This window comes from Spirosoma pollinicola (genome assembly GCF_002831565.1).
Lineage (GTDB): Bacteria > Bacteroidota > Bacteroidia > Cytophagales > Spirosomataceae > Spirosoma > Spirosoma pollinicola.
Genome location: NZ_CP025096.1, coordinates 2,512,969 through 2,538,268, shown reverse-complemented (window position 1 = coordinate 2,538,268; position 25,300 = coordinate 2,512,969). Strand labels below are relative to the sequence as shown.

Sequence of the window (25,300 nt, the reverse complement as noted above, 5' to 3'; positions counted from 1 at the left end):
CAAACCACATGAATAGTAGTCGTACCCGCCTAATTGCGGTCGTTTTTGCGCTTGTCTTGTTCTTGCCAGCCCTCGATCAACTCCTGGGGCTGTCATCCCGGTTTAGCAGTACTGAAAATCGACAACTGACGGGTATGCCAGCGGTGAACTTCCCGCATGTCCGCAGTTTCGTCAAACAGTTCGATCAATATTACAAAGAGAACTTTGGTTGGCGAAATGCGCTGTTTTATGTCTATAGCCGCTGGAAATTCAACATACTTGAGCAATCTCCCCTACCCGAAAAAGTGGTAGTTGGCAAAAATGGCTGGCTCTACCTCGGCAATAGCTACAATAAAGTTATCGATCAGCATCGGGGCCTGCAACCACTCTCCGTCGATTCTGCCCGTCGTATTACCAATCACTTACTGGAAATACAACAGCAGCTAGCCCGGCAAGGTACCGAGCTGTATATATTTATTGCACCCGATTCGCACACTATTTACCCCGAGAACCTGCCCGATCAACTACAACAAAGCGAGGAGCCTTCGCGTCTGGATATTCTTAAACAGGCTGTAGCCCAAACTAACCTCCATTTTGTTGATATTCGAGATACGTTACGCGCGGCTAAACGAAACCATGTGGTTTATTATCAGACAGATACTCACTGGAATGAATATGGAACCCTGATTGGCTGTGCAAGTTTACTCAATTACATGCGGCACGATCAACCAGGCATTTTGCCTGTTCAACTGTCAGATTATCATATTGAGCGGCAGCATGGTGCCGCCGGAGATCTCATTAAGATGTTGACGCTTCAGGATGAGCATACAGATCCTATTTATTATTACATTACCCCAAAGCCGAGCCGCAGCGGCCATCAAACGGCTGTTATTCCTAACGAAGCGATGGGATACCCTTCTACCCGATTTACTGGGCCGGGATCGGGGCGTTTATTCCTTGTTGGCGATTCTTTCAGCCACGGCATGATGCATTACCTACCCGGTTACTTTCGCAACTCATTTTTTATGCGGGGCAGTAAGTTAGACGCTGCCCTGGTGAAAGCAGAACGACCATCAGTTGTCGTTATTGAGGTTGTAGAACGTAACATTTATCAATTGGCAACCTTTTGAATAGTCGATAGGAAGTTAAATGGTGGAGTAGTTGATTCGTGGAATGGTATCTTGCAAAATCAACCAATCTATAACTTCACAAATCAACCACTCCACCAATTAACTACTTATCATTTTCCTAAAATCAAATCGGCGGCTTTCTCGGCAATCATGATCACTGGCGCATTTGTATTGCCCGAAACAATGGTTGGCATCACAGATGCATCAACCACACGCAATCCCTCGATACCCTGAACCCGCAAATCGGCGTCAACGACAGCCCATTCGTCAGAATTCACCCCCATTTTGCAGGTGCCAACCGGGTGGTAAACCGTTTCCAGAATGCTCAAAAGGTGTTGCCAAAGGTCATCGTCAGACCCATACGAGGAGGGCACATTGACACCCGAGCTATAGGACTGAAAAGCGTCGGCTTTCATCACCTCAATAGTTTTCCGCAGGCCACTGATCATCACCTGCCGATCACTTTCTTCCGATAAATAATTGGGTTGAATAATAGGCGCATCGAGCGGATTTCCTGAGCGAAGCCCAATATACCCCCGACTTTTGGGCTTAAGCAGCGTTGGCAGAATGGTAAATCCATCCGTGACCGGATAGGTCGACAGATCGTAGAAGTCGGCCTTTCCATCCGCGCCAAAGTGAACGGGAGCAAAATGAAGCTGCATGTCAATACGATCAGGATAGTCCTTGCTGGTGCGGGCATGTTCCGTTTTCAGGAAGGCAACTGCTTCGAGTGGACTTATGGTCATCGGCCCTTTTTTGCTGATCATGTATTGCACCAGTCCTTTTAATTGATTCAGCGGCTTGAGATGAAAATTGGCCGAACTGGCCCGTTGCGAACTGAGGCTGCTAACGCCCGAAAACAGATGATCCTGCAAGTTTTGACCCACGCCCACCAACTCTTTTTTCACCGGTATCCCCACCGACCGAAGCGCATCAGCCGGGCCAACACCCGACAGCATAAGTAACTGTGGCGACTGAAATGCCCCTGCCGATAAAATAACTTCTTTTCGAGCCGTTGCCCGCTGCGTCTGGTTCTTGCCAGTTATAAAGTCGACACCTCTGGCCCGGTCGTTCTGGATCAGAATCTGAGTTGTATGTGCCTGTGTAATTACCTTTAGATTAGGTCGCTTTAACGCTGGCAGTAAAAAGGCGGTTGCCGCACTGTGCCGCTGGCCATTTTTGATGGTAAATTGAAAAAATCCTGTCCCTTCCTGCTCTGCCCCATTATAATCGGCATTGAGCCGAATTCCCGCCTGAGTACAGGCATTAACAAAAGCACCTGCCAGCGGAGTCTGAAAGCGGGTAGCATACGTAACATTTAGCGGGCCGAAGTTACCATGATAAACAGGATCAAGGCGGTCGTACTGCTCATTGTGCTCAGAGCGTATAAAATAAGGCAACACATCTTTGTAGCCCCAGCCTTCATTACCCAAAGCTGCCCAGTCATCGTAGTCGAGCCGGTTACCCCGCACATAAGCCATCGCATTGGTCGACGAACAGCCCCCAAGCGTTTTACCCCTGGGTTGATACATCCGTCGGCCGTTGAGCGCCATTTGTGGTTCTGTCCAGAACCCCCAGTCAACCGCCGACCCGTGTAATTTGGTATAAGCGGCTGGAATATGGATTTCCATTTTTGTATCAGGTCCGCCCGCTTCCAGCAACAAAACCGATTTTGTTGGATCAGCCGATAAACGATTCGCCAATACGCAACCCGCCGAACCGGCACCGACAATTATATAATCGAAATCCATAGTTACTTTAGGCTAGATACAAAGCCTAAAGCACAATAAATTCTCCGAATAAGTCAACTGGCAGACAGGATATATAAATAAAATAGTCGTAGCATGGATGGTCCACACTACGACTATTGACTGATGAGAAAGAATAAAATTTTAACTCGGCAGTTCGGCCAAAACCGTTACCCCGCCTTTTGTCACATCACCAATATTGACTTTAATCTCGGCATCAAGCGGAAGAAAAATATCTACCCGGGAGCCAAATTTTATAAAGCCAAACTCTTCGCCCTGTTTAACCGGCTGGCCTTCCTTCACATACCAGATAATACGTCGGGCAACAGCCCCGGCAATCTGTCGAAATAGGACCTGTGTTCCGTTAGCGATCTCAACAACAACCGTTGTACGCTCGTTTTCTGTACTTGATTTTGGGTGCCAGGCAACTAAATATTTGCCAGGAAAGTACTTGAAATACCGAACAACACCCGTAACAGGATTCCGGTTGACGTGTACGTTCAGCGGTGACATAAAGATGGACACTTGCCGACGACGATCTTTAAAGTACTCACCTTCAACGGTTTCTTCAATAACAACTACTTTACCATCGGCTGGCGCAATAACCTGCGATTCGCCGGTTGTTAACAGCCGGGTTGGTATACGAAAAAATTGTACGATCAATAAAAACAGGACCAGGCTTATTATGGCTAACAAGACAATGGCCGTTGAATTATCGGAAAACAAATAATAATATGCGAGCAGATTCAGAGCTAGTAAAACCAGCCCCGTCGTGAGCATAATTGTGTAACCTTCGCGGTGTAAGCGCATAATAGAATGTATGATGTATAATCGGGATCGCCCGTGCGGTATGATGTAATGTTGATGCATCAAGTATGAGCAAAAATATACATCATACATTATACATCATACATTTTGTGGTAAATCAATATCCGCCACGGTATTTATAGGTGCTGGCGACTTTATCAATGGCAACAATGTAGGCTGCCAGGCGCAATGGAACCTGATACCGTTGTGAGGTTTCAAAGACCCGGTCGAAAGCATCTTTCATAACGCGGTCGGCTCGGCGGTTAACGCGATCAAGTGTCCATTTATAGCCGATGCGATTTTGCACCCACTCAAAATACGAGACCGTAACGCCACCTGCATTGGCCAGAATATCGGGCACCACCAGAATACCCTTGCTGTTAATGATCTCGTCGGCGCTGGCTGAGGTTGGGCCATTAGCCCCTTCTACAATCATTTTAGCCTGAATCGAGTTGGCATTATCTTCCGTAATAACGTCTTCCTTAGCGGCTGGCACCAGTACATCAACGGCTAACGAGAGAAGTTCTTCATTTGAAATTTTCTCGGCCCCCGTAAACCCTTCCAGGGTTCCTTTATTGTTGTTTCGGTAGCTTACAGCAGCCGTAATATCGATTCCGTTGCTGTTGTAATAGCCGCCCGATATGTCGCTGACCGCCACAACGGTAACGCCCCGCTCATGGAGCAATTCGGCAGCAAATGACCCAACATTACCAAAACCCTGAACGGCCGCCGTTGTGCGGTATGGGTTCATGCGCAGCTTGTCCATGGCGGCAAGAGCCGCTACTGTTACACCGCGGCCTGTTGCTTCGGTGCGGCCTAACGACCCACCCAACACAAGTGGCTTACCCGTTACTACATTGTTTACGGTCATTCCTTTGGCTTTGGAATACTCGTCCACGATCCAGGCCATTTCACGTGGACCGGTGCCCATATCAGGCGCTGGAATATCGCGGTCGGGCCCGATTACGTCGAGCATGGCCACTGTATACTGGCGAATCAATCGCTCAATTTCGCCCGCCGACATCTCACGGGGGTTACAGGCAATTCCACCTTTGGCGCCACCATACGGAATATCGACAACGGCGCATTTCCAGGTCATCCAGGCCGCTAACGCCCGCACTTCGTCGAGGTGTACGCCCGGATCGAGCCGGATGCCTCCTTTGGCCGGTCCCAGAATATTGGAGTGAATAACACGATACCCTTCAAAAACCTTAATAGACCCATTGTCCATTGTAACCGGTAACCCAACAATAACCTGGCGGGCCGGCACCTTGAGTATGTCATACATTTCATCTGAAATGCCAACCAATTTAGCAGCGGCATCGAAACGTGACATCATTGATTCAAGCGGATTCTCTTTGTCTTTTATTGGAGCTGGTTCAATATATCCCATGGCTTTATTTTAACTTCTTTCTTAAAACTAATTTGATTGTGAAGTGTCTTACAAACTTAACAAATGAATAATCATATTGTGAAAGGCCTATTTTTTCTGAGATTAATTTAATATTACCAAACCGTATAATCATTCACACTTTAATCATCTAGCAAAAGAGATCTTTATTTAATGGGAACTGAGCCGAATATTAGTTCGATAAATGGGTGAATGTCAATTTGGTCAATTTTAAAAAAATTAAATTATAGAGGGTTCGTTCATTGAAATAATGAGTACAAAGCATTAATTTTGTGTTTAAATAAGGTACACACCATCTAACGGAGTACTTAACATGGTTCAGGAAGAAAAAAAACGTTATTCGGAGGACGATTTAAAGGAGTTCGAGGAGCTGATTGGCAAGAAACTCGATGATACGCGTAGTGAGTTGAACTACATTAAGGAATCGCTCAGCAAACGGAATGACAGCGGCACAGACAACACTTCGGGCAATTCAAAATTACTCGAAGATGGCGCAGATACCAGCGAACGCGAGAATTTAAGTCAGTTAGCAGCTCGGCTACAGAAATTTATTCAACAATTAGATGCTGCTATGGTGCGCATTAAAAACGGAACGTACGGTGTCTGTAAAGATACCGGCAAACTGATACCTAAAGAACGTCTCCGGGCTGTTCCCCATACGCAGCAAACAATCGAAGCCAAATTGCGTCAATCAAAATAACCGGTAAAACGCAAGTAGGTTCATCGAAATTCTATAGAATTTGCACTAGCTCCAGCACGTAATGCGCTGGAGCTTTTTTATTTTCCTCATATTTTTAAACAAATTGACCGATTGTTTGTAAATATCGCAGAGAGAAAATTTAATTATCTGAAAGCATGTTCGAACGCCTGGAAGAAATTCGGGAGAATATATTCCGTTATCTGGAAGCCCGCATCGAGCTATTTACACTGGAGATTCGGGGGAAAATTGAAGAAGGTGTTGTAGTTGCTATTCATAGTGTTGTACTCGCGCTGTTAGCTACAATGACTATTATATTTTTGTTTAGTCTATTGGCGGCTTATTTGAACGAAGTAACAAACAGCAAATACCTGGGTTTTTTAATAGTAGCCGGTTTCTTTCTTCTTTTAACTGTAATTTGGATGGCTGCCAAAGATTTTTTCAAATCAAAAATTCGCGTAGCCGCCTATAGTGCCCTGAAGAAAAGTCAGGAAAAAAAGATTGAAGAAAAATCAGACGCGGTTGAAGAATTAATGGCCCAAACACGCTCCTCTATGAGTAGTAACGACCCTACGAAATAAATTAGTCATAAACCCTTGATTTTCAATCTGAAAATCAAATCAAATTGGTTCATTTTACAGAGCCCGAGATTAATCAAGATGGAAGATCCTAAAGTACCTTTTGCTGATACAACGGCTCGCCGGGCCCAGCTTATGGCCGCAACAGAGCAGTTCAAAACCTCAATTACCGACGGTGTTGAAGCTATCAAAGGCGATGCAACGGAAGTTGGTAAAACAACCGCGTTTGTAGCAGGTGCCGCTTTAGCCGTATATTTGGTTGTTAATGCCATTCTGCCTAAGTCCGACGAATACCGGTTCGCCGAAAAATACGGCGAACCAGACGACGAGGACTTCGACGATGATGAGACCGACGACGATGAGGAAAACGAACTGTCTACTCAACCGCCAGCTCACAAAGCCGTTAAGAAACAGGCTAACAAAATACAGAAGTCAGCAGCCGCGAGTGGGTTAATAGGTGGGATCGTAACATCTGTACTAACGAACATCGCTCGTGAGCAGCTAACCGGATTTTTAGCCCGCATTCGTACAAATAATGCCATCAATCCAACCGCCGAGCCGACTCAATACCACAAACAAGCCCCAACGGAGTCTGTTGACTACACTACGGGACTATAAGCTGTCTGGCCAAAAAGCATTTGCTGTCTTGCTCGATCCTGATAAGATTGAGCAAGACTCATTTTCTAAGCTACTTGCCCGAACCGTCGACTATGCCGTTGATTTTTTTCTGGTTGGGGGCAGCTTGGTAACCGATTACTCGCATAAAGAAGTTATTGCGTCTATTCGTCGTCAATCCACGACACCAATTATTCTCTTTCCCGGAAATCCGCTTCACATCGAGCCATCGGCCGATGCTATCCTATTTTTGTCCCTTATTTCGGGGCGTAACCCGGATTTTCTAATCGGTCAACATGTAATTGCTGCACCGCTTTTGAAAAAAAGTGGCTTAGAGATTCTACCAACAGGCTATATGGTTGTTGATAGCGGTACCCAAACGACCGTTTCATATATCAGCGGTACCATGCCATTGCCCTACGACAAACCGGATGTAGCCGCTTGCACGGCTATGGCGGGTGAAATGCTCGGTCTGCAACTCATCTTTCTGGATGCAGGCAGTGGCGCCCGCAAACCGGTATCTCCTGCCATGATCGCTGCTGTTCGACGCGTTGTAGACATACCAATTATTGTTGGTGGGGGTATAGATTCTGGCGAAAAAGCTTATCAGGCTTTAAAAGCTGGTGCCGATATGATCGTTGTGGGAAATGGGATTGAGAACGATCCAGATTTATTGCCCCAATTATCGACCGTAATACGCGAGTTTAACCAGTCTGTTGTACAAGCCTAATTTATGAAACGTCCTTTCTTAGCCTTACTGTTACTGGCATTCTCGCTTTTCGCTTTTGGTTCCGTTTCCATTGCCCAATCTCGAAGCGGAAAAGTTTATACAGTTCCCGAACGTCAACCTGAGTTTCCGGGTGGGAAAGCAGCCTTGAGCCGCTACTTGGCCGAAACGATACGCGTACCGGGTTCACTATCACGCCAAAACTATGATACCGGTCCGGTATCAGCCAAGTTTATTATTGATGAGGTTGGCTACGTCCATGATGTCAGAATAACAACGAAGCCACTCGATAAGAAAACACAGAAGAGTATGGAGGCTTTTATGATGAACATCATTGCGGCTATTGAAAAAATGCCGCGTTGGGAGCCCGGTCAGGTAGATGGCAAGCGCGTATCTGTCTTTTACACGCTACCCATTGAGGTGACAATGCAGTAGAGAAAAAAGGAAGAGCGGGAGGAAGGCCACAAAAGGATATGCAATTAAATCCTTTTGTGGCCTTCTTCCCGCTCTTCCTTTTTTCTTTCTATACATTCATCAACGATTCCCGACGGCGCATTTTACCGGCTGGAATACCGAACATCATCTTGAATCGGCGGCAGAAGTAAGCGGTGTCTTTATAGCCTACTTCGGCACCAATAGCCCGAATACTCTTCTTGCTCGTGCGCAGTAACCCAACGGCAGCTTCCATCCGTTGGTATTCGATATAATCCTGTGGATTGATGCCTGTCAGCATTTTAAAGTACTGCCCAACATAATCTTCCGAAACGTTAGCAACGTTGGCAAGCACTTTGTTCGACAGATCGCCACCCAGATTTTCTTTGATATACGCAAAAATATCAATCAGGCGTGGGTCTTTGAAGTAAGTACTGTTTGTAACGAGCTGCTCAACAAACAGATGATTCTTCAGAATATACCGAACGACCTCAATAACGATTTCTTCGGTTTTAATCTTGATGATCCGCCCTTTACCCGCCAGATCGGTCATTTCTTCCGCCAGAATCTGGTCGATGGTCGTGGCCAGATGCTCTTCCCGCTTAATGATGAAAGGTGGTACGTCGAGCGAATTAAAGAAGTTAACCGAGTCGAACACCTTTGCTTCAAACGACACGTAGCCAAATGAATTAGGCAAATGACCAATCAATTTGGGGTCGTGGTTACCTTCCCAGTACGTTTCCCGGTGCGTCATGAACTCTTCGTTCGAGACCGTTTTCGGGTTTGTGGGATCGCCGTAGGTAACAGTAACGTGTTTGCCACCCGGAATAAACAGCATATCCCCAACATCCACCTTTATTTTTTCATCGCCAATTGATACATCACCATTGAACAAAATCAACAGTGTATTCTCAACATCGTAGAAATTTTTGATGGTGATAGGCTGTAAAATCCGAATGTTACGAGCCTTAATAAACTTAACGCCCAACGATTCTATTATTTTATTATAGTCTTCCATAGCAGAAAGGTGCGTATTCTTAGATTGAGTGTGTGCGTAAAGTTGCACAAAACTAATAATTTGTACAAAACTAATACAAGTATAAAAGTTTCCAAATAATAAAAAAAATAGTGCGTATTCGCATCGAACACGCACTACACCTTTAGAAAAATTCTATTTTACTAAGAAAAGGGTCAACGAATGAGTTCGCGGGCTATAACTAATTTTTGTATTTCAGATGTACCCTCGTAAATCTGAGTAATTTTCGCGTCGCGCATCAATCGTTCAACATGAAATTCTTTTACGTAGCCATACCCACCATGAATCTGCACAGCTTCGGTAGTAGCCCACATCGCTACATCCGACGCAAATAACTTGGCCATTGCGGCTGCCTGAACGTAGTCTTTATGTTCGTCCTTCAGTCTGGCAGCTTTGTAAACCAGCAAACGAGCCGCTTCAATTTTCGTAACCATTTCGGCCAGTTTGAACTGAATAGCCTGATGGTCAAATATTTGCTTACCAAACGCTTTCCGTTCCTGGCTGTACTTTAAGGCCAGCTCATATGCTCCGGCAGCAATACCCAGTGCCTGAGCTGCAATACCGATACGCCCACCGTTAAGCGTAGACATGGCGAATTTGAACCCAAATCCATCTTCGCCAATACGGTTTTCTTTAGGTACATGTACATCCGTGAACAACAACGAGTGCGTATCTGATGCCCGAATACCCATCTTATCTTCTTTTTTGCCAACGACAAAACCCGGCGTTCCCTTCTCAACAATAAGGCAATTGATACCCCGGTGTTTTTTTTCGCGGTCTGTCTGGGCTATTACCAAACAAATACCGGACGATCCACCGTTGGTAATCCAGTTCTTGGTCCCGTTCACTAAATAATATTCGCCTTTGTCTTCGGCCATGGTGGCTTGCGAGGTGGCATCCGAACCCGCTTCAGGCTCCGAGAGACAGAAAGCGCCTATCGTTTCGCCGGAAGCCAGACGTGTTAAGTATTTTTGCTTTTGCTCTTCGGTGCCAAACGCTTCCAGTCCATAACATACCAGCGAATTATTGACCGACATGACAACCGAAGCTGACGCATCAATTTTAGAGATTTCTTCCATCGCCAGCACATAGGCAACGGTATCCATGCCGCCACCACCATAATCGGGCGACACCATCATACCTAAAAAGCCTAGTTCGCCCATACGTTTGACTTGCTCGGCAGGAAACCGAGCTTCGTTGTCGCGCTCGACAATGCCGGGAAATAGTTCGTTTTGTGCAAAATCGCGGGCAGCCTCCTGCACGGCAAGGTGCTCTTCCGATAAATTAAAATTTAATCCCTGTAATTCAAGCGTTGCCGATGCCATCGAATTGCGTTGATTTAAGTTACTGTTACCTGTTTGTTGTGAATACTGTAAAAGTAATGAAAAAGAATTAATAGTATGCATGCATACTACCTAATCATTCGAATAGAAGCACAATCAATTCGGCGATACAGGCTGGCTTGGGAGCGTGTTCCAGCTCAAAGGTACATTCGATGATAGCCCGTACTCCTTTATCCTGAGCCTCGACCGTTTGCAAACGCGCTTTCATTCGTAAACGGCTGCCAACCGGAACGGCATTTGTGAACCGAATTTTATTAGCGCCATAGTTGATTCCCATTTTCACCGATTCAACTCGATACAACTGAGCCATTAGCTTCGGAGCCAGGGAAAGGGTCAAAAAACCGTGCGCAATCGGTACTTTGTACAGTGATTCCAACGCGGCTCGTTCAGGATCAGTATGAATCCACTGGTAATCGCCGGTAGCCTCCGCAAAGAGGTTGACCATCTCCTGGGTAATCACTACGTAGTTGGTTTCTCCCAGCGATTGCCCGGCATGTGCCGAAAAATGAGCCAAATCAGCGAATGTGTTCATAAGGATACGATGGATATATGGTGTATAAGAGGGACCGGGCAAGATTGTTTATCAGTGATCGCGCTTAATTTTGTCTATATATCTGAAAAGCCAAATATGTCTGAATTTACGTTTAGCGATAGCCGCATTACCTATCAAACATACGGTAATGGCCCGGCTATATTGCTTGCTTTTCATGGATTTGGTCAAAGTAAGCATGTATTTAAGCCGTTAGAGCGGTTGCTCTATAAGCAATACACCATTTATGCCATTGATTTATTTTTTCATGGCAACAGCCACTATCTGGGCAATAAGCTCTTAACCAAATCTATCTGGTGTGAATTAATAGGCCATTTTTTACAAGCGCACTCGATCGAGCGATTTTCGTTAATGGGCTTTAGTCTGGGCGGACGATTTGCGCTGACAACCACCGAATGCTTTGCCAATCGACTGGACCAGCTTATTCTGATTGCGTCTGATGGCGTTACGCGCAATGGTTGGTATCAGTTGGCAACCAGCACAGGCCTGGGTCGTCGTTTATTTCGATATGTAATGCGGCATCTGTCTATGCTAACCACATTTGGCCACCTATTGACGCGACTCGGCCTGTTAAATCGAACGATTATGCGTTTTGCCGAGATTTCATTAGGTACGCCTGCACAGCGCGCGCTGGTCTATCGTAGCTGGACACAATTTCGTCTGATTAGGCCTAATCTGGCTGTAATTGCTCAATCGCTCAATGACCATGCCGTTCCGGTCCGTTTTTTTATGGGTGCGTACGACCGTATTATACCGGGCATCTATATTCTGCCTTTAACAAAACGACTTCAGCATCATGAGCTGACAGTCTTTAAAACGGGACACAATCATTTGATTGAGTTGACGGGGGAGAAGTTACCACCCCCAACCCCCTCCTAAAACAGGAGGGGGCTATGCCGAAGGATATCCCTCTCTCGGTTCCACCTGTAAGTAAGGGGATAGGGATACCCCGTTACAAAGCCCCCTCCTGTTTTAGGAGGGGGTTGGGGGTGGTAATTACTTAAGAGACCGTTGTATCACCTGCCAAAGCCCGGCAATGGAAACAATAATTAAGCCTACAATAACAATTTGGGTCCAGGAGCTTTGATTAGGATTCTCTAACAGCACCTTAATTTCGCGGGCTTCGTGCCCCGACCAGATTGCCAGCAACGTGCGGGGGGTCATGCCCAGAAAACCACCCAGTAAGATATTCTTCAGCCGTGCCCCTGATAGCGCAAAAAGCAGGTTCGTCAGGCCGAATGGTAAAATGGGCGATAATTTGGCGAAGAAAATTACCTCTAACTCATTGTTCAAAATACGATCCAGCACCGATTGCGCTTTGGGATTCCGTCGCAGGAAAGCCAGAAATCGGTCGTGGTCGAGCCAATGAACAAGCAGGTTAATGAATAGGATTCCCCCGAAATTAATAACGAAGAGGGGCAATACAGCCCGCCAACCCAGAAAATAGCCAAAAATTAGAGCCAGCATCGTTGGAGGTGTTAACCCGGCTGAAGTAATGGCACAAGCGACCGTAATGCCCGCCCATTGCCAGGCGGTGAAACCCGCAATAGTCTGTTCATGAACTACGGCAAAGTAGGTCAGTAGCGAGGTAAAGACAATTGGCGTTACCGACAAGAGAAGCCCCAGAAGGGCCGGACCGGTCACTGATTTAGGAATAGATAACTTCACACTCTATCAAACAGGCAAATGGCTGTTGTGGTTTGACTTATCGGGTAGCGTACCCACTGCACGCCACATTCTTGTTACATTTGACTATGAAATTCGGAACCAAAGCCATCCATGCCGGTATTGAGCCGGACCCCACAACGGGCGCAATTATGACGCCCATCTATCAAACATCGACCTACGTTCAGGAATCGCCGGGTAAACATAAGGGCTACGAATATGCTCGTACCCAGAACCCTACCCGGAATGCCCTACAAAATAACCTCGCGGCCCTAGAAAACGGGAAACACGGTATTTGCTACGCATCGGGTTTAGGCGCAACAGACGCAATTCTGAAACTGTTCAAACCCGGCGACGAAATCATTGCCAGCAACGATCTTTACGGCGGTACGTACCGGATTATGGTGCGCGTTTTTCAGGAATTCGGACTGAAGTTTACCTTCGTCGATTTATCCGATGCGTCGAAGCTGGAAGCGGCTATCACGCCCGCCACGAAGATGGTCTGGATTGAAACGCCCACAAACCCACTGCTGCGTTTGGTAGATATTGAAGCTGTAGCTGCCATTACGAAACCGCGCACCATTCAACTTGTCGTCGATAACACCTTTGCGTCGCCCTATCTGCAAAACCCGCTCGATTTAGGGGCGGATATTGTCATGCATTCGGTAACCAAATACCTCGGTGGCCATTCTGACACGGTGATGGGCGCGATTATCCTGAACGACGACGAAACGGCCCAGCGACTAGCCTTTATCCAGAACGCCTGCGGAGCCGTACCCGGTCCACAGGATTGTTTTCTGGTGTTACGCGGCATCAAAACCCTGCATGTCAGGATGCAGCGTCATTGCGAGAATGCGATGAAAGTAGCGCAGTATTTGCAGCAGCATCCTAAAGTAAGTCAGGTGCACTATCCGGGTCTGGAATCGCACATCGGCCATGAGTTGGCAAAAAAACAAATGCGCGACTTTGGTGGTATGCTTTCCTTTGAACTGAAGGGCGATTCGATGCCCGAAGCGGTTCGAGTCATGGAAAGCTTTCAGGTGTTTTCTCTGGCCGAATCACTGGGGGGCGTTGAGTCGCTTTGTACGCACCCTGCCAGCATGACCCACGCCAGCATTCCCAAAGAAGAACGTCACAAGAATGGGCTGAAAGACACACTCATCCGACTCAGCGTTGGGATTGAAGATGTAGAGGATTTGATTCAGGATCTGGAGCAGGCAATTGGCTGAACCGGGATTTTAACAAGATTTAAAGGATTTTCAAGATTATGTGCTTGTATTAATGAAACAAATAATCTTGAAAATCCTTTAAATCTTGTTAAAATCCCGGTTCAGACATCCCGGTCTAGAAACGTACCCGAACCCCGGCCAGAGAATTCCGGCCGGCTTGTGGGTAATAGCCATTGTCGGCCGTCACTTTGCCTTCCGAAATGTAGGCGTAGGTATAGCCGTTCGACTCATACAATTCGTTGAGAACGTTGTTGAACAACAGCGTAAAGACGATTTCCTGAGCGAACTTAGGCTTTATAGAATAAATCAACCGGATGTCGTTCGTAAAATACGAGTTTAACTTCCGGCTTTCGTTCGAGGTGTTGTCCATGTATTGTTTGCCCACATATTTTGAGAGAAAGCCCAGTTCCAGCCCTTTGGCGGGCGTGAACAGCAACTGCGATCCCACAATAACATTTGGCGAGAACGAAATATCCGTCTGGCCATATTGACGACTTTCCTGTTGCCCATTATCGAAATTATCCAGATACTCCGTGAAGTTTTTAACCCGGTTCTGACTAAAGGTAGCATTAACATTCCAACGGAGTTGTTTAGCTAGTTTGGCACCAACTTCCAGTTCAATACCTGCCCGATAGCTGTTTGGAATGTTAACCCGATTGTAGGCCCCCACGTCGTTCAACTGACCCGATAGCACCAACTGGTTCTTGTAATTCATAAAATAAGCGTTGGCCGTAAATGCCAGCTTCTCATTTTGAACCTTATAACCCGCTTCATAGTCGATCAACTTCTCTGCTTTTGGGCGGCTTTCGGGCGTCGACTGCGTGTAATCATTCCGGTTTGGCTCCCGCTGCCCTACCCCTACTGATGCGTAGACAGTGCTACGGTCGTTGATAGTGTAGGTAAATCCAGCTTTCGGGTTGAAGAACGTCAGTTTAGCATCTTGCTGAACGTTTTGCAATTGGCTGTTGAAGCCCAGAAATGAATAATTGACCGAGCGAATCTGTGCGTCGACAAACGCATTCAACTTCGGTGTAAATTGATAAAACGCTTTGGCATACAGGTTAAAGTCTCGTTTGGTGGCATCATCCTGATAATACCGATCCCGAATATTACTGTTTCCAGCGATTCTTGACCAGACAATTTCACCGTAGTGTATGCCTTTATATTCATTCCAGCCGCCACCAACATTGGCCGTCAATTTCCCAAAACTATTGTAATCGAACGAAAAAACGCCACCATAGAAATCATTATCCAGCCAGAGCCGCCGAATTAAATCCGTTTGACGAATAATCGAATCACCAATAACGACATTTGGCAAACCGTAGTTACTAAACGCATCACCCGTTCGGTATTCTTCATAATAGCCTTTGCCTTTCGTATAAAAGAAAGACAAATTAGCCCGCCAGTTTTTGCTTAGCTCATGCGAACTGATCAATTGATAATTATCCTGCTGGTAATTATCTGTCTGGTTATCATACGTAAATGAATTATAGGTTCGGTTGGTCTTCAGGAGATTTTCGGGCACACCGTTCCAGGCTTGGTATGTTTTTTCCTGACCCGAAAACACATTCAGCCGAAAGAAACTCTTTTTGGTATAGTAGCCGCCTGAGATATAGAACGACTTTAGATCAGAAAAAGCCCGGTCAATGTAGCCGTCAGAATAAATCTTCGACAGTCGGGCATCCAGCACAAAATGATTATTTAACAGACCGGTCCCAGCCAGCACGTTCACCTTTCTCGTACCAAACGAGCCTCCTGACAGGTTTACTTCGGCATAAGGTTTCTCTTCCAGCTTGTTGGTTTGAATATTGACCGACGCACCAAATGCCCCGGCACCATTGGTCGATGTGCCTACCCCGCGCTGAATTTGCACCGAACTGACCGACGACGCAAAATCGGGCATGTTCACAAAAAACGTCCCCTGCGACTCAGCATCATTGTACGGAATCCCGTTGAGCGTCACGTTAACACGCGTAGCATCGGACCCACGAATACGTATGCCCGTATAGCCAACCCCAGCCCCGGCGTCGGATGTCGTGACGATAGACGGGGTGAAGTTGAGCAACTGCGGAATATCCTGCCCCAGGTTCAATTTGTTCAGATCCCGGCGCGTCACATCCGTATAAGCAATGGCCGATTTCTGGTTTGCGCGGGTAGCACTCACCACAACCTCATCGACCGCTACGGCAGTTTTTGATAATTTTATGGATACAGTAGCGTTCTGAATTAGATCAACCGTCTGTTTTTGAGCCTCATAACCCAGCATAGACACTTGTAAGGATACGGTAGCAGGCTTGAGATTGGTGAGTCGAAATGCACCGGAAGCATCCGTAAAGGTACCTTTGTACGTACCTTCTAGTATCACAGCGGCACCGGGCAGTTGGCCGCCATCAGCATCGCTGACTGTACCCGAAATGGTGAATTGCGCCCAGGCAGGCAGCGTCAAAAGCCATAGGAGCGCTATGGTCAGAAAAGAGGTAGTCGTCGGTTTTTTCATGACGAAAAAGCTTGACGATAGGCGAGGGGCCGAACCTACCTTTTGTTAGGTATGATTGTTGTAAACACTCACAGACACAATCTGTGAATTCATTTCCCTTCGCGGCATTACCCGCGCAGGTTCAATGGGTATAATCTCAGCCCGTTAGGTTTGGGCACCCCTTAGAAGATTAGCGGGACAAAGTTAACTCAATTTTAACAAAACAAGGTTTCGCCATTGGTCGTTTTTAGTTTGAACTAGTAAATTGACGTATGAACGAGTTTGATTTAGTCGTACTTGAAGAAGATATAGCTGATGGACGCCTGAGAATTGGCGATGTTGGCACGATTTTAACTGTCTACAACGAAGGTCAGGCATTTGAAGTAGAATTTGTAACACTAACAGGCGAAGCTGTCGCCATTGAGACGCTATTGGCGCATCAAGTCAGGCCCGTTCGGTCGTCGGAAGTGTTGGCGGTACGTGATATGACGCTACAGGAATAAAATGAATCGTAAACTTTTGATGCATACCCTTTTCCATGATAGTAAATATTCCTAATTTTGCACTCCAAATTGCAAAAGCATGAGCAAGAAGAATCCAGGCCTGGACTTTTTAGAAGACCCGGACGCATTAGAAGGAAGATTAGAAGATGTTGGTGATTATTTCCAACAGAACAAAAATATTGTGCTGGGTATCCTTGGCGCTATCGTACTTGTAGTAGCCGGTTTCATTGGCTATCGCTACTACGTAAGCACGCAGGATGAAACAGCACAAGTTGAACTGTTCCCGTCGGTATACCAACTGGAAGCAGATTCGCTGAAAAAAGCGCTTAACGGCGATGGCAGAAACCCTGGCCTGCTTGCGGTTGCTGATAACTACGGCTCAACCCCCGGCGGTAATCTGGCCGAATTTTATGCTGGTGTTGGTCTTCTGAAAGAAGGCAAATACGACGAAGCCATCGACCACCTTAAAAGCTTCAGCTCTTCTGACTTGCTGGTACAGGCGCGTGCATATGCGCTAACCGGCGATGCCTACATGGAGAAGAAAAGCTTTGACGAAGCTGCCGATTACTACCGTAAAGCGGCTGATTATAAATCGAACAAATTCTTTACGCCCGGCTACCTGCTAAAGTTAGCGGTTGCCTACGAGCAGGCGAAACAGAACGATAAGGCAATCGAAGCCTATAACGAAATCATCGAAAAATACGGTCAATCGACTGAAGCTGCCAGTGCCAAGAAGTACAAATCCGTACTTGACGCAACTGTCGGTGAGTCGTAAGCGTATTTGAAAACATCAATACTGCAAAGGACAAAACCGAGGGGTTTTGTCCTTTTTTTTTACCGGGATTTTTGATGATTTAAAGGATTAGCAAGATTACGCGATCGTTTAAAAAGATTTCGGTAAGCAATAAAAATATACATGACAGGAATTAAGTTGCTCATTTTGACATAATTAGCTATTCTATTATGTTAACATAAATAACTTAACGTCGCTTGCATCAATCAAGAAAACCTTTAAAATCTATTTAAAATCCCGGTCTAGATGGCATCAGACTTAAAAAATCTTAGCGTCTTTTCAACAGACGAACTTCCCGACGTAAGCCACCACCGTTTTGCCATTCTGGTTTCGGAGTGGAATACGGAAGTGACCGAAGCCCTATTTGACGGTGCTTATAAGACGTTGCTTGAGCATGGGGCAAAACCAGAAAACGTTATTCGCGGCAATGTGCCGGGTAGTTACGAATTAACGTTAGCGTCGCAGTGGTTTGCCCAGCGCGATGATATCGACGCGATCATTGCGCTCGGCTGCGTCATTCAGGGCGAAACCAAACACAATGATTATATTAATCATGCCGTAGCACAGGGCTTGACGAATGTTAGTCTGAAAACCGGGAAGCCCGTTATTTTTGGCGTTCTGACGCCAAATGACCAACAACAGGCAATTGACCGGGCGGGCGGCAAACATGGGAATAAAGGCGACGAAGCAGCCATCACAGCCATCAAAATGATCGGCCTACAGCAACAGGTTTATAGTAAGTTCTAATTCTGAATGAGTGAATGAAAGAATGAGCGAATAGTTGCGGTTGCGTCATTCGCCCATTTTATTCACTCATTCGCTCATTCACTAATTCACTCATTAAAAATGCACGTCTGGAAATTTGGCGGCACGTCGGTCGGGAAGCCCGAGCGTATGCACTCCATCCGTACGCTGATCACCAGCGACGACACACGTAAAATCGTCGTTCTGTCGGCTTTGTCTGGCACAACCAACGCGCTACTGGCCATTGGCGAATCGCTGAAAGCGAACAATGATGCCGATGCCAACGCGAAAATTGACACCCTGAAAGCCCATTACGACAGCTTTCTGGATGAACTATATAAAACGACCGACGGTAAAGCGGCTGGCCAAAAGATCGTGGACAGTGAGTTTTCGTTTATCCGGTCATTAACCGGTGTCAAACCATTTACGCTCAAACAGGAAAAAGAGCTGGTGGCTGAAGGTGAATTGCTGAGCACACAGATTTTTCATGCGTATCTGGTCGAAGAAGGCGTTCCATCGACGCTATTACCAGCGCTGGAATTCATGTGCATCGACGCCGACAACGAGCCGGAAATTCAGTACACAGAGCAAAAATTAGCCGAATTATTGCCCGTACACACCGATAAACAGATTATTGTCACGCAGGGCTTCATTTGTCGGAATCCACGCGGTGAGGTAGATAACCTCAAGCGTGGTGGTTCAGATTATACAGCCTCGCTGATTGGCGGTGCGATTCGCGCGGAAGAAATCCAGATCTGGACCGATATCGACGGGATGCACAACAACGATCCCCGAATCGTTAAAAACACATTCCCCGTTCGCGAACTGACCTTCGACGAAGCGGCTGAACTGGCTTATTTCGGGGCTAAGATTCTGCACCCATCCACCATAACGCCCGCCCGGATGTTTGGTGTACCCGTTCGGTTGAAAAACACGATGGACCCCGCAGCTCCCGGTACGCTCATCGCCGACCGCACCTCAAGTGAAGTGTTCAAAGCGATTGCGGCTAAAGACGGCATCACAGCATTGTACATTCACTCGACCCGGATGCTAAATGCCTACGGATTCTTACGCCGTATTTTCGAGATTTTCGAGAAGTACAAAACGCCGGTCGATATGATAACGACTTCCGAAGTGTCGGTATCCGTGACAATTGACAATACCGAACGGATTCAGGAGATTACCGACGAACTGAACACCTTCTGTACGCTCGAAGAACCTGACTACGACCAGACGATCATTTGCGTGGTGGGTAATTTCAGTGCGGATAATGAGGGTGTAGCGGTTCGCGTATTCAACGCGATGAAAAACATCCCCATTCGGATGATTTCGTATGGCGGAACTGAAAGCAACCTGTCATTGCTCGTTCACGGTCGTTATAAAGCAGAAGCGTTGAATGCCTTGAACGACGGACTGTTTTCGGTGTAACTTTGTCATGTTTTCGATTTAATCTAGTCATACGCCATATCTTGAAGATATGGCGTATGACTAGATTAAATCGAAAACACCTTAATCCCCTGCAACCATGACCGACGAACAATTTCTACAGGAAGTCAAAAAGCAAGTGTGCGAAATTGATCCTCAAGCCGAAGTATGGCTATTTGGGTCGAGGGCGCGGGGAGATGCACGCGCGGATTCGGACTGGGATTTTTTTGTGTTGACCGATAAGTCTATTAATTGGACCTACAAACGTCAGCTACGAGATCACTTATATGACGTTGGATTTGACAATAATTACGTCATTAGCACTGTCATTCAGTCAAAAAGAGATGCCCCCTTTCTAATAGTAACAGACTTATATCAGAATGTAATGGACGAAGGGAAAAGGTTATGAACGATGAGAAACAAGCCCTTATCGCCTATCGTCTTGAATGTGCGGATGAGATGATGGGTGACGCCAGATCGCTTGTCACTGAAAAACGCTGGAAATCAGCCGTAAATCGTCTATACTACGCTGTCTTTCAGGCTGTGTCAGCATTAATGATTCAAGAGAGTATTCGTATAAAATCTCACTCCGGTGCTAAAGCGATGCTGGAATTACATTTTATCAAAACTGGGCGCATCGAAAAGAAGTGGGGTAAGTTTTATATCGATTTATCGGATAACCGGGAAGAAAGTGATTATGGTGCTTTTGTATCCTTCGTTGAAGAAGACGTCCTACCACTACTCCCACAAACTCAAGAATTTATTGACGTGATTAAACGTCTCATTAATCAGTAATATGCTGCAACTCAATTTTATCCGCGAAAATAAAGACACCGTTCTGGCTGGCCTTCGTAAACGAAACTTTACCAATGCCGAAACGGTGGTCAACGACGTACTAACACTTGACCAGAATCGGCGTGATACCCAGCGTGAGCTTGACGATGTATTGGCGCAATCCAACGCAAAAGCGAGCCAGATTGGAGCCCTCATGAAAGCTGGCGATAAAGCCGCTGCCGAAGCCGCTAAAGCCGAAACCGCTGAGTTGAAAGCTCGTTCGAAAGACCTTGGTGATAGCCTTCGTCAGGTTGAAGTTGATTTGCAGGCTGTTCTCGTTACGATACCCAATATTCCGCACAGCAGCGTTCCCGAAGGCCGTACGCCCGAGGATAACGAAGTTGTGCTGGAACATGGCGACAAGCCATCGCTTCATGAAGCAGCACAACCGCACTGGGAACTGATCAAGAAGTATGACATCATCGACTTTGAGTTAGGCGTTAAGATTACAGGTGCGGGCTTTCCTGTCTACAAAGGCAAGGGTGCCCGGATTCAGCGGGCGATGATCAATTTCTTTCTCGATGAAGCCCTGAAAGCGGGTTATGTTGAAGTACAGCCGCCTATTCTGGTCAATGAAGATTCGGGCTTTGGCACCGGGCAGCTTCCTGATAAAGAGGGGCAGATGTATTTCGCCACGGAAGATAAACTGTACCTGATTCCAACCGCCGAGGTCCCCATCACGAATATTTACCGGGATGTGATTCTGAACGAAAATCAGTTGCCGGTGAAAAACGTTGGCTACACACCCTGTTTCCGTCGGGAAGCGGGTTCGTGGGGGGCGCACGTTCGCGGATTGAACCGTTTGCACCAATTCGATAAGGTTGAAATTGTTCGCATTGAAAAACCCGAAAACTCGTATGCGGCTCTCGAAGAAATGAGCCAGCACGTACAGGGGTTGTTACAAAAGCTGGAGCTTCCTTACCGCCTGTTAAGGCTTTGCGGGGGCGATATGGGCTTTACATCGGCCCTTACCTATGATATGGAAGTCTGGTCGGCGGCACAACAACGCTGGCTGGAAGTCAGCTCGGTGTCGAACTTTGAAACCTATCAGGCCAACCGCCTTAAATTGCGGAGCAAATTAGAGGGAAAGATGCAGCTTATGCACACGCTAAACGGCTCTGCTCTGGCGCTACCCCGTATTTTAGCCTCTATTCTGGAGAATAACCAAACACCACAAGGCATCAGGATTCCAAAGGTACTGGTGCCTTATTGCGGGTTTGAGATGATTGATTAGTGTGATTTTTTTAAATAAGAGAGGGCTGGATTCACTAGTGAATCCAGCCCTCTCTTATTTAAAAAAACGCTTATTAATTCAACTCCCGTGTCGTTTCGAACAGGAACCAGGTACGGCGTTCCGTTTCGTCAATATATACTTCGAGTAAGCTGGCGGTGGCTACATCTTCGGCATCGTCAGCAACCTTGTGAGCGTCGCGCATAGCTTTCGCCATCTTCTTGTTTTCGTTCAAAAGGTCGACCAGCATATCTTTCGGTGCAACGAAATCTTCATCATTGTCCTTCACCCGTTGCAGTTGCGCGATGTGCGCTACCGACCGAATGGTGTTTTCGCCCAGTTTCCGAACGCGTTCAGCCAGTGGGTCAATCGTGGCGAAGATCTGTTCGGCCTGTTCATCCAGCAGCAAATGATAGTCGCGGAAATGACGGCCTGACATATGCCAGTGGAAATTTTTCGTTTTGATATAGAGCGCAAACGCGTCGGCTACCAGACCGTTAACAGCCCCAGCAACCTTTTGTATGCCCTTGTCTTTAAGATCAGATGGGGTATCTAATACTTCCGTTTGATTTATAGCTTTCATAAGGTTAATCAGTTAGTAAGCGTATAAGCTCAGTGTACAGAAAACCCTACAAATCTGATATTGTTTGTTAAAAACCACTTAAAAGCGGGCCAATACTTTCACAGACACAGTTTGCCCAATTGACAATGATGACGTAGCGGCTGGTGATGGCGCATTGACCACATTTATGGCTTTGTCGCTTTCCAGAATGGCAAAATCATCGAGCAAACCTCCCGTTCGATCACAGGCCTGCGCCCGAACACCCGCGCCCCCCGGCTCCAGATCGTCCTCCTGAACTTCCGGAATCAAACCCTGCAACGCTTTTGTAAAAGCTGCTTTAGAAAACGAACGATACATTTCGCCCAGGCCTGTTTCCCAGTACTTAGCCGCTACTTTCTGAAAACCCGGCCACGAAAGCGTTTCGTATAATTCCTTCAGATTTATGTCAGACTTCTTATATCCTTCGCGCTGGAACGCCAGTACTGCATTTGGACCGGCCTCCACTCCCCCATGAACCATCCGCGTAAAGTGAACACCCAGGAACGGGAAGTTCGGATCGGGAACGGGGTAAATCAGGTTTTTTACCAGATATTCTTTCTCCGGCCGAATCTTGAAATACTCCCCCCGGAACGGTACAATACGCACATCAACTGGCTCGCGCTGGGTCAATTGGGCAATTTTATCGGAGTACAAGCCCGCACAGTTGACGACCAATTTGGTTTCGTAACGGTTCATATTCGTTACAACAATGCTCAGACTCGTACCCGGCGTCACCTGCTCTACGCGTTCGTTAAACCGGATTTCGCCACCTAGTGCCAAAAACTTTTGAGCGTACTTATCGGATACTTGCTTATAATCAATTATGCCCGTTTGCGGCACGAACATAGCTGCAACGCCCGTAACGTGTGGCTCAATTTCGCGCATTTCGGCCACCGAGAGCTTCTTCAGTCCACCGAGACCATTTTGCAGACCCCGTTGGTAGAGGGTTTCCAGTTGTGATAACTCTTCCTGTTTGGTGGCCACAACGATTTTCCCGCAAAGGTCATAGGGTATCCCCTCGGCATCGCAGAAGTCGATCAGCATATGGTAGCCCTTGATGCAGTTGGTCGCTTTAAGGCTACCGGGTTTGTAGTATAAGCCGGAGTGAATAACTCCGCTGTTATGGCCGGTTTGGTGGCGGGCTACTGCCGGTTCCTTTTCAATCAAAATGACGGTCAGATTCGGCCGTTGCTGCTTTACCTGTAACGCGGTGGCCAAGCCTACGATGCCTCCGCCAATAATTACTACGTCTGTCATGCTTTATTCAGTGAGCCCTTCTTTGCTTGTTTGTATAATCGCACAGTCCAAGAAAGAATCACAAAGGTACAGTGAAGCTGTTTAGAATTTGCGTGTTGTAGCGTGGAGTATTACTCCGCGCTACAGAAATCAGGTACTGCACCACTGCCAATTAGCGTAACTGACCCTCTACCCAATCAAGCCCCCGACCATAAAGCGCATAGGCAAAACGAACCCGATTATCGAAGTCGTCATTCCCTGTTTTACCATCGGTCATGAACTGCCGAATGAGTCGGGCGTTGTCGAGGGCCTGTGGTTGCTCATACTCGGGCTCGGTTTCGGTACGAAAGGCGGCAAACGCTGGCGCATCGCCCTCAAAATGTTGAAAAAATAGATGGCCTTTTGGCGTCCGAACAGCGCACAAAATACCCGTTGCCCGGCTTGTTGATGGAGCTAAACTACCTTCCAGACCACGTTTTAACACAATAACGGCATCATATCCAGCCATCATGGCCAGTTCGGCCATTTTCATCTGGTAAGTAATATGAAACACCGACGTAACCAGAATTTGAGCGTGGCAGGGATTCAAGACCTTTTCGAGTGTTGCCAGAAAGGGGCGTTTGATGATAATATGGCGACGTTCTACCCACCGATTCAGCGCAGGCGACAAAGCTTTTTGATCGAGAACCCAACCATAGGATGCCTGGAGCGTGTCGAATTCATGATTGCTTTGCAAAAACCGACAGCCCAAATTCATGTACAAGTCAAGCGTGTTGAGCGTAAATTTTGGCCCACCCGACCGTCCAACCATAGAGATGGCACCATAGCCCCGTTTCTGAAAAAACTGCGCCAGCAATGGCGTAATGAGATAACTATTCTCGACCCCATCGAAGGGTTCCGCGATTTGCACCAACGGGCGGTCAGCGCAGCTCATGGGGCCGAAACCGGGCGAAAATGTCCGTTCGGCAGCGCGCATCAGGCCCTGATATTCCTCATTGGTTTCATGCCTCACGCGCATAATACTGGCCGCGAGCCCCCGAAACGTTTCGCATAAGCCGTCACTAAACAGATAATCGCCCAGTTGTTCGGCTTCGGCCACCTGTAAGTTGGCACCCCGCACCAGCTTGGTAGCAATATGAAGCATCCCTTCCGGCAAATCGGGGCAGATTTTATTGATCAGAAAAGTCGGGTGTGAGAACGCTCCTTTGCCAATGACATCTTCCAGCGTTCGTTCTTCCGGTGTTGGCCCTTTGGCCAGCAACGCGCCTAAAAAGGCTCCGCGCTGCAAGGGGTGCGACATTGGATCGGCGAGCGCAACACGGCACTCAGCGAGTAGTTCGGGGGTGAGTGGCTTGCTGCCATACTTACCAATGCCAATATGTTTGATACCACGCCCAAGCGGGGTACTGGTGGCCGGTACGTCCAGAACCATATGAATACTAGTTTAACTGATCAATAGGGAGTAGGTAAATATAAGAAAAAAAGGTCCATTATTTAATACCCAACTTGG

Annotated in this window: 26 protein-coding genes; 15 read left to right on the top strand and 11 right to left on the bottom strand. The window is 46.9% G+C overall.

Annotated elements, in window-relative coordinates; translation table 11 throughout:
* Positions 1 to 8: 8 nt before the first annotated feature.
* Positions 9 to 1,109: an alginate O-acetyltransferase AlgX-related protein gene (locus CWM47_RS10795; protein ID WP_100987988.1), complete on the top strand. Its 1,101-nt coding sequence runs from the start codon at positions 9 to 11 to the stop codon at positions 1,107 to 1,109.
* A gap of 110 nt (positions 1,110 to 1,219) precedes the next feature.
* On the opposite strand, the gene CWM47_RS10790 is transcribed toward CWM47_RS10795, so the two are convergent.
* From CWM47_RS10790 to CWM47_RS10780, 3 genes are all read right to left on the bottom strand, one after another.
* Positions 1,220 to 2,860 (bottom strand): GMC family oxidoreductase, encoded by a 1,641-nt coding sequence (locus tag CWM47_RS10790; protein ID WP_100987987.1) that lies wholly within the window; start codon positions 2,858 to 2,860, stop codon positions 1,220 to 1,222.
* A 141-nt stretch (positions 2,861 to 3,001) separates the two neighbouring features.
* On the bottom strand, positions 3,002 to 3,667 hold the full coding sequence (locus tag CWM47_RS10785; protein WP_100987986.1) for a phosphatidylserine decarboxylase family protein: 666 nt from the start codon (positions 3,665 to 3,667) through the stop codon (positions 3,002 to 3,004).
* 115 nt (positions 3,668 to 3,782) lie between these two features.
* Positions 3,783 to 5,057, bottom strand: coding sequence for a Glu/Leu/Phe/Val family dehydrogenase (locus CWM47_RS10780; RefSeq protein WP_170069422.1), 1,275 nt, complete (start codon positions 5,055 to 5,057; stop codon positions 3,783 to 3,785).
* Between the two features lie 331 nt (positions 5,058 to 5,388).
* On the opposite strand from CWM47_RS10780, the gene CWM47_RS10775 reads away from it, so the two are divergent.
* From CWM47_RS10775 to CWM47_RS10755, 5 genes are all read left to right on the top strand, one after another.
* The gene (locus tag CWM47_RS10775) at positions 5,389 to 5,775 is read left to right on the top strand and encodes a TraR/DksA family transcriptional regulator (protein WP_100987985.1); all 387 of its coding nucleotides are present in this window, start codon (positions 5,389 to 5,391) and stop codon (positions 5,773 to 5,775) included.
* A gap of 155 nt (positions 5,776 to 5,930) precedes the next feature.
* Positions 5,931 to 6,353 carry a phage holin family protein gene (locus tag CWM47_RS10770; protein WP_100987984.1) on the top strand — a complete coding sequence of 141 codons (423 nt, stop codon included), beginning with the start codon at positions 5,931 to 5,933 and terminating at the stop codon, positions 6,351 to 6,353.
* Positions 6,354 to 6,431: 78 nt separating this feature from the next.
* Positions 6,432 to 6,968 (top strand): hypothetical protein, encoded by a 537-nt coding sequence (locus CWM47_RS10765; RefSeq protein WP_100993823.1) that lies wholly within the window; start codon positions 6,432 to 6,434, stop codon positions 6,966 to 6,968.
* The gene (locus tag CWM47_RS10760; protein WP_100987983.1) at positions 6,886 to 7,695 is read left to right on the top strand and encodes a geranylgeranylglyceryl/heptaprenylglyceryl phosphate synthase; all 810 of its coding nucleotides are present in this window, start codon (positions 6,886 to 6,888) and stop codon (positions 7,693 to 7,695) included. The genes CWM47_RS10765 and CWM47_RS10760 overlap by 83 nt, the downstream gene beginning before the upstream one ends.
* A 3-nt stretch (positions 7,696 to 7,698) precedes the next feature.
* Positions 7,699 to 8,127, top strand: coding sequence for an energy transducer TonB (locus tag CWM47_RS10755; protein ID WP_100987982.1), 429 nt, complete (start codon positions 7,699 to 7,701; stop codon positions 8,125 to 8,127).
* An 88-nt stretch (positions 8,128 to 8,215) separates the two neighbouring features.
* Here the strand turns inward: CWM47_RS10755 and CWM47_RS10750 are convergent, their stop codons facing one another.
* The 3 genes from CWM47_RS10750 to CWM47_RS10740 form a co-directional block, all read right to left on the bottom strand.
* A complete protein-coding gene (locus CWM47_RS10750; protein WP_100987981.1) occupies positions 8,216 to 9,142 on the bottom strand; it encodes an AraC family transcriptional regulator in 927 nt (308 codons plus the stop codon).
* Positions 9,143 to 9,315: 173 nt separating this feature from the next.
* Complete coding sequence (locus CWM47_RS10745) at positions 9,316 to 10,485, bottom strand: acyl-CoA dehydrogenase (RefSeq protein ID WP_100987980.1); 1,170 nt, start codon at positions 10,483 to 10,485, stop codon at positions 9,316 to 9,318.
* Positions 10,486 to 10,579: 94 nt separating this feature from the next.
* Positions 10,580 to 11,035 (bottom strand): MaoC family dehydratase, encoded by a 456-nt coding sequence (locus CWM47_RS10740; protein WP_100987979.1) that lies wholly within the window; start codon positions 11,033 to 11,035, stop codon positions 10,580 to 10,582.
* A 96-nt stretch (positions 11,036 to 11,131) separates the two neighbouring features.
* Here CWM47_RS10740 and CWM47_RS10735 point away from each other — a divergent pair, with 96 nt between their 5' ends.
* Entirely contained in the window at positions 11,132 to 11,932 is an 801-nt protein-coding gene (locus CWM47_RS10735) for an alpha/beta fold hydrolase (protein WP_100987978.1), read from the top strand.
* A gap of 117 nt (positions 11,933 to 12,049) precedes the next feature.
* Here the strand turns inward: CWM47_RS10735 and CWM47_RS10730 are convergent, their stop codons facing one another.
* Complete coding sequence (locus tag CWM47_RS10730; RefSeq protein ID WP_100987977.1) at positions 12,050 to 12,721, bottom strand: TVP38/TMEM64 family protein; 672 nt, start codon at positions 12,719 to 12,721, stop codon at positions 12,050 to 12,052.
* Between the two features lie 86 nt (positions 12,722 to 12,807).
* Here CWM47_RS10730 and CWM47_RS10725 point away from each other — a divergent pair, with 86 nt between their 5' ends.
* On the top strand, positions 12,808 to 13,947 hold the full coding sequence (locus CWM47_RS10725; RefSeq protein ID WP_100987976.1) for a cystathionine gamma-synthase: 1,140 nt from the start codon (positions 12,808 to 12,810) through the stop codon (positions 13,945 to 13,947).
* Positions 13,948 to 14,062: 115 nt separating this feature from the next.
* Here the strand turns inward: CWM47_RS10725 and CWM47_RS10720 are convergent, their stop codons facing one another.
* Positions 14,063 to 16,444 (bottom strand): TonB-dependent receptor, encoded by a 2,382-nt coding sequence (locus tag CWM47_RS10720; RefSeq protein ID WP_100987975.1) that lies wholly within the window; start codon positions 16,442 to 16,444, stop codon positions 14,063 to 14,065.
* Between the two features lie 251 nt (positions 16,445 to 16,695).
* Between CWM47_RS10720 and CWM47_RS10715 the strand changes: the two genes are divergently transcribed.
* The 7 genes from CWM47_RS10715 (at position 16,696) to serS (ending at position 21,956) form a co-directional block, all read left to right on the top strand.
* Positions 16,696 to 16,926, top strand: coding sequence for a DUF4926 domain-containing protein (locus tag CWM47_RS10715; RefSeq protein ID WP_100987974.1), 231 nt, complete (start codon positions 16,696 to 16,698; stop codon positions 16,924 to 16,926).
* Between the two features lie 79 nt (positions 16,927 to 17,005).
* Positions 17,006 to 17,701, top strand: coding sequence for a tetratricopeptide repeat protein (locus CWM47_RS10710; RefSeq protein WP_100987973.1), 696 nt, complete (start codon positions 17,006 to 17,008; stop codon positions 17,699 to 17,701).
* Between the two features lie 264 nt (positions 17,702 to 17,965).
* Positions 17,966 to 18,466 carry a 6,7-dimethyl-8-ribityllumazine synthase gene (ribH, locus tag CWM47_RS10705; protein WP_100987972.1) on the top strand — a complete coding sequence of 167 codons (501 nt, stop codon included), beginning with the start codon at positions 17,966 to 17,968 and terminating at the stop codon, positions 18,464 to 18,466.
* Between the two features lie 99 nt (positions 18,467 to 18,565).
* Positions 18,566 to 19,891 carry an aspartate kinase gene (locus CWM47_RS10700; RefSeq protein ID WP_100987971.1) on the top strand — a complete coding sequence of 442 codons (1,326 nt, stop codon included), beginning with the start codon at positions 18,566 to 18,568 and terminating at the stop codon, positions 19,889 to 19,891.
* A gap of 97 nt (positions 19,892 to 19,988) precedes the next feature.
* The gene (locus tag CWM47_RS10695) at positions 19,989 to 20,297 is read left to right on the top strand and encodes a nucleotidyltransferase domain-containing protein (protein WP_100987970.1); all 309 of its coding nucleotides are present in this window, start codon (positions 19,989 to 19,991) and stop codon (positions 20,295 to 20,297) included.
* Positions 20,294 to 20,683 (top strand): HEPN domain-containing protein, encoded by a 390-nt coding sequence (locus CWM47_RS10690; protein ID WP_100987969.1) that lies wholly within the window; start codon positions 20,294 to 20,296, stop codon positions 20,681 to 20,683. Before CWM47_RS10695 ends, CWM47_RS10690 begins: the two co-directional genes overlap by 4 nt.
* 1 nt (position 20,684) lies before the next feature.
* Positions 20,685 to 21,956: a serine--tRNA ligase gene (gene serS, locus CWM47_RS10685; protein WP_100987968.1), complete on the top strand. Its 1,272-nt coding sequence runs from the start codon at positions 20,685 to 20,687 to the stop codon at positions 21,954 to 21,956.
* A gap of 73 nt (positions 21,957 to 22,029) precedes the next feature.
* Here serS and CWM47_RS10680 read toward each other — a convergent pair whose 3' ends face one another.
* The 3 genes from CWM47_RS10680 to CWM47_RS10670 all read right to left on the bottom strand — a co-directional run bounded on the left by CWM47_RS10680 (position 22,030) and on the right by CWM47_RS10670 (position 25,222).
* The gene (locus tag CWM47_RS10680) at positions 22,030 to 22,536 is read right to left on the bottom strand and encodes a Dps family protein (protein WP_100987967.1); all 507 of its coding nucleotides are present in this window, start codon (positions 22,534 to 22,536) and stop codon (positions 22,030 to 22,032) included.
* Between the two features lie 78 nt (positions 22,537 to 22,614).
* Positions 22,615 to 23,811 carry an L-2-hydroxyglutarate oxidase gene (lhgO, locus tag CWM47_RS10675; RefSeq protein ID WP_100987966.1) on the bottom strand — a complete coding sequence of 399 codons (1,197 nt, stop codon included), beginning with the start codon at positions 23,809 to 23,811 and terminating at the stop codon, positions 22,615 to 22,617.
* Between the two features lie 151 nt (positions 23,812 to 23,962).
* On the bottom strand, positions 23,963 to 25,222 hold the full coding sequence (locus CWM47_RS10670; RefSeq protein ID WP_100987965.1) for an anthranilate phosphoribosyltransferase: 1,260 nt from the start codon (positions 25,220 to 25,222) through the stop codon (positions 23,963 to 23,965).
* Between the last annotated feature and the right edge of the window lie 78 nt (positions 25,223 to 25,300).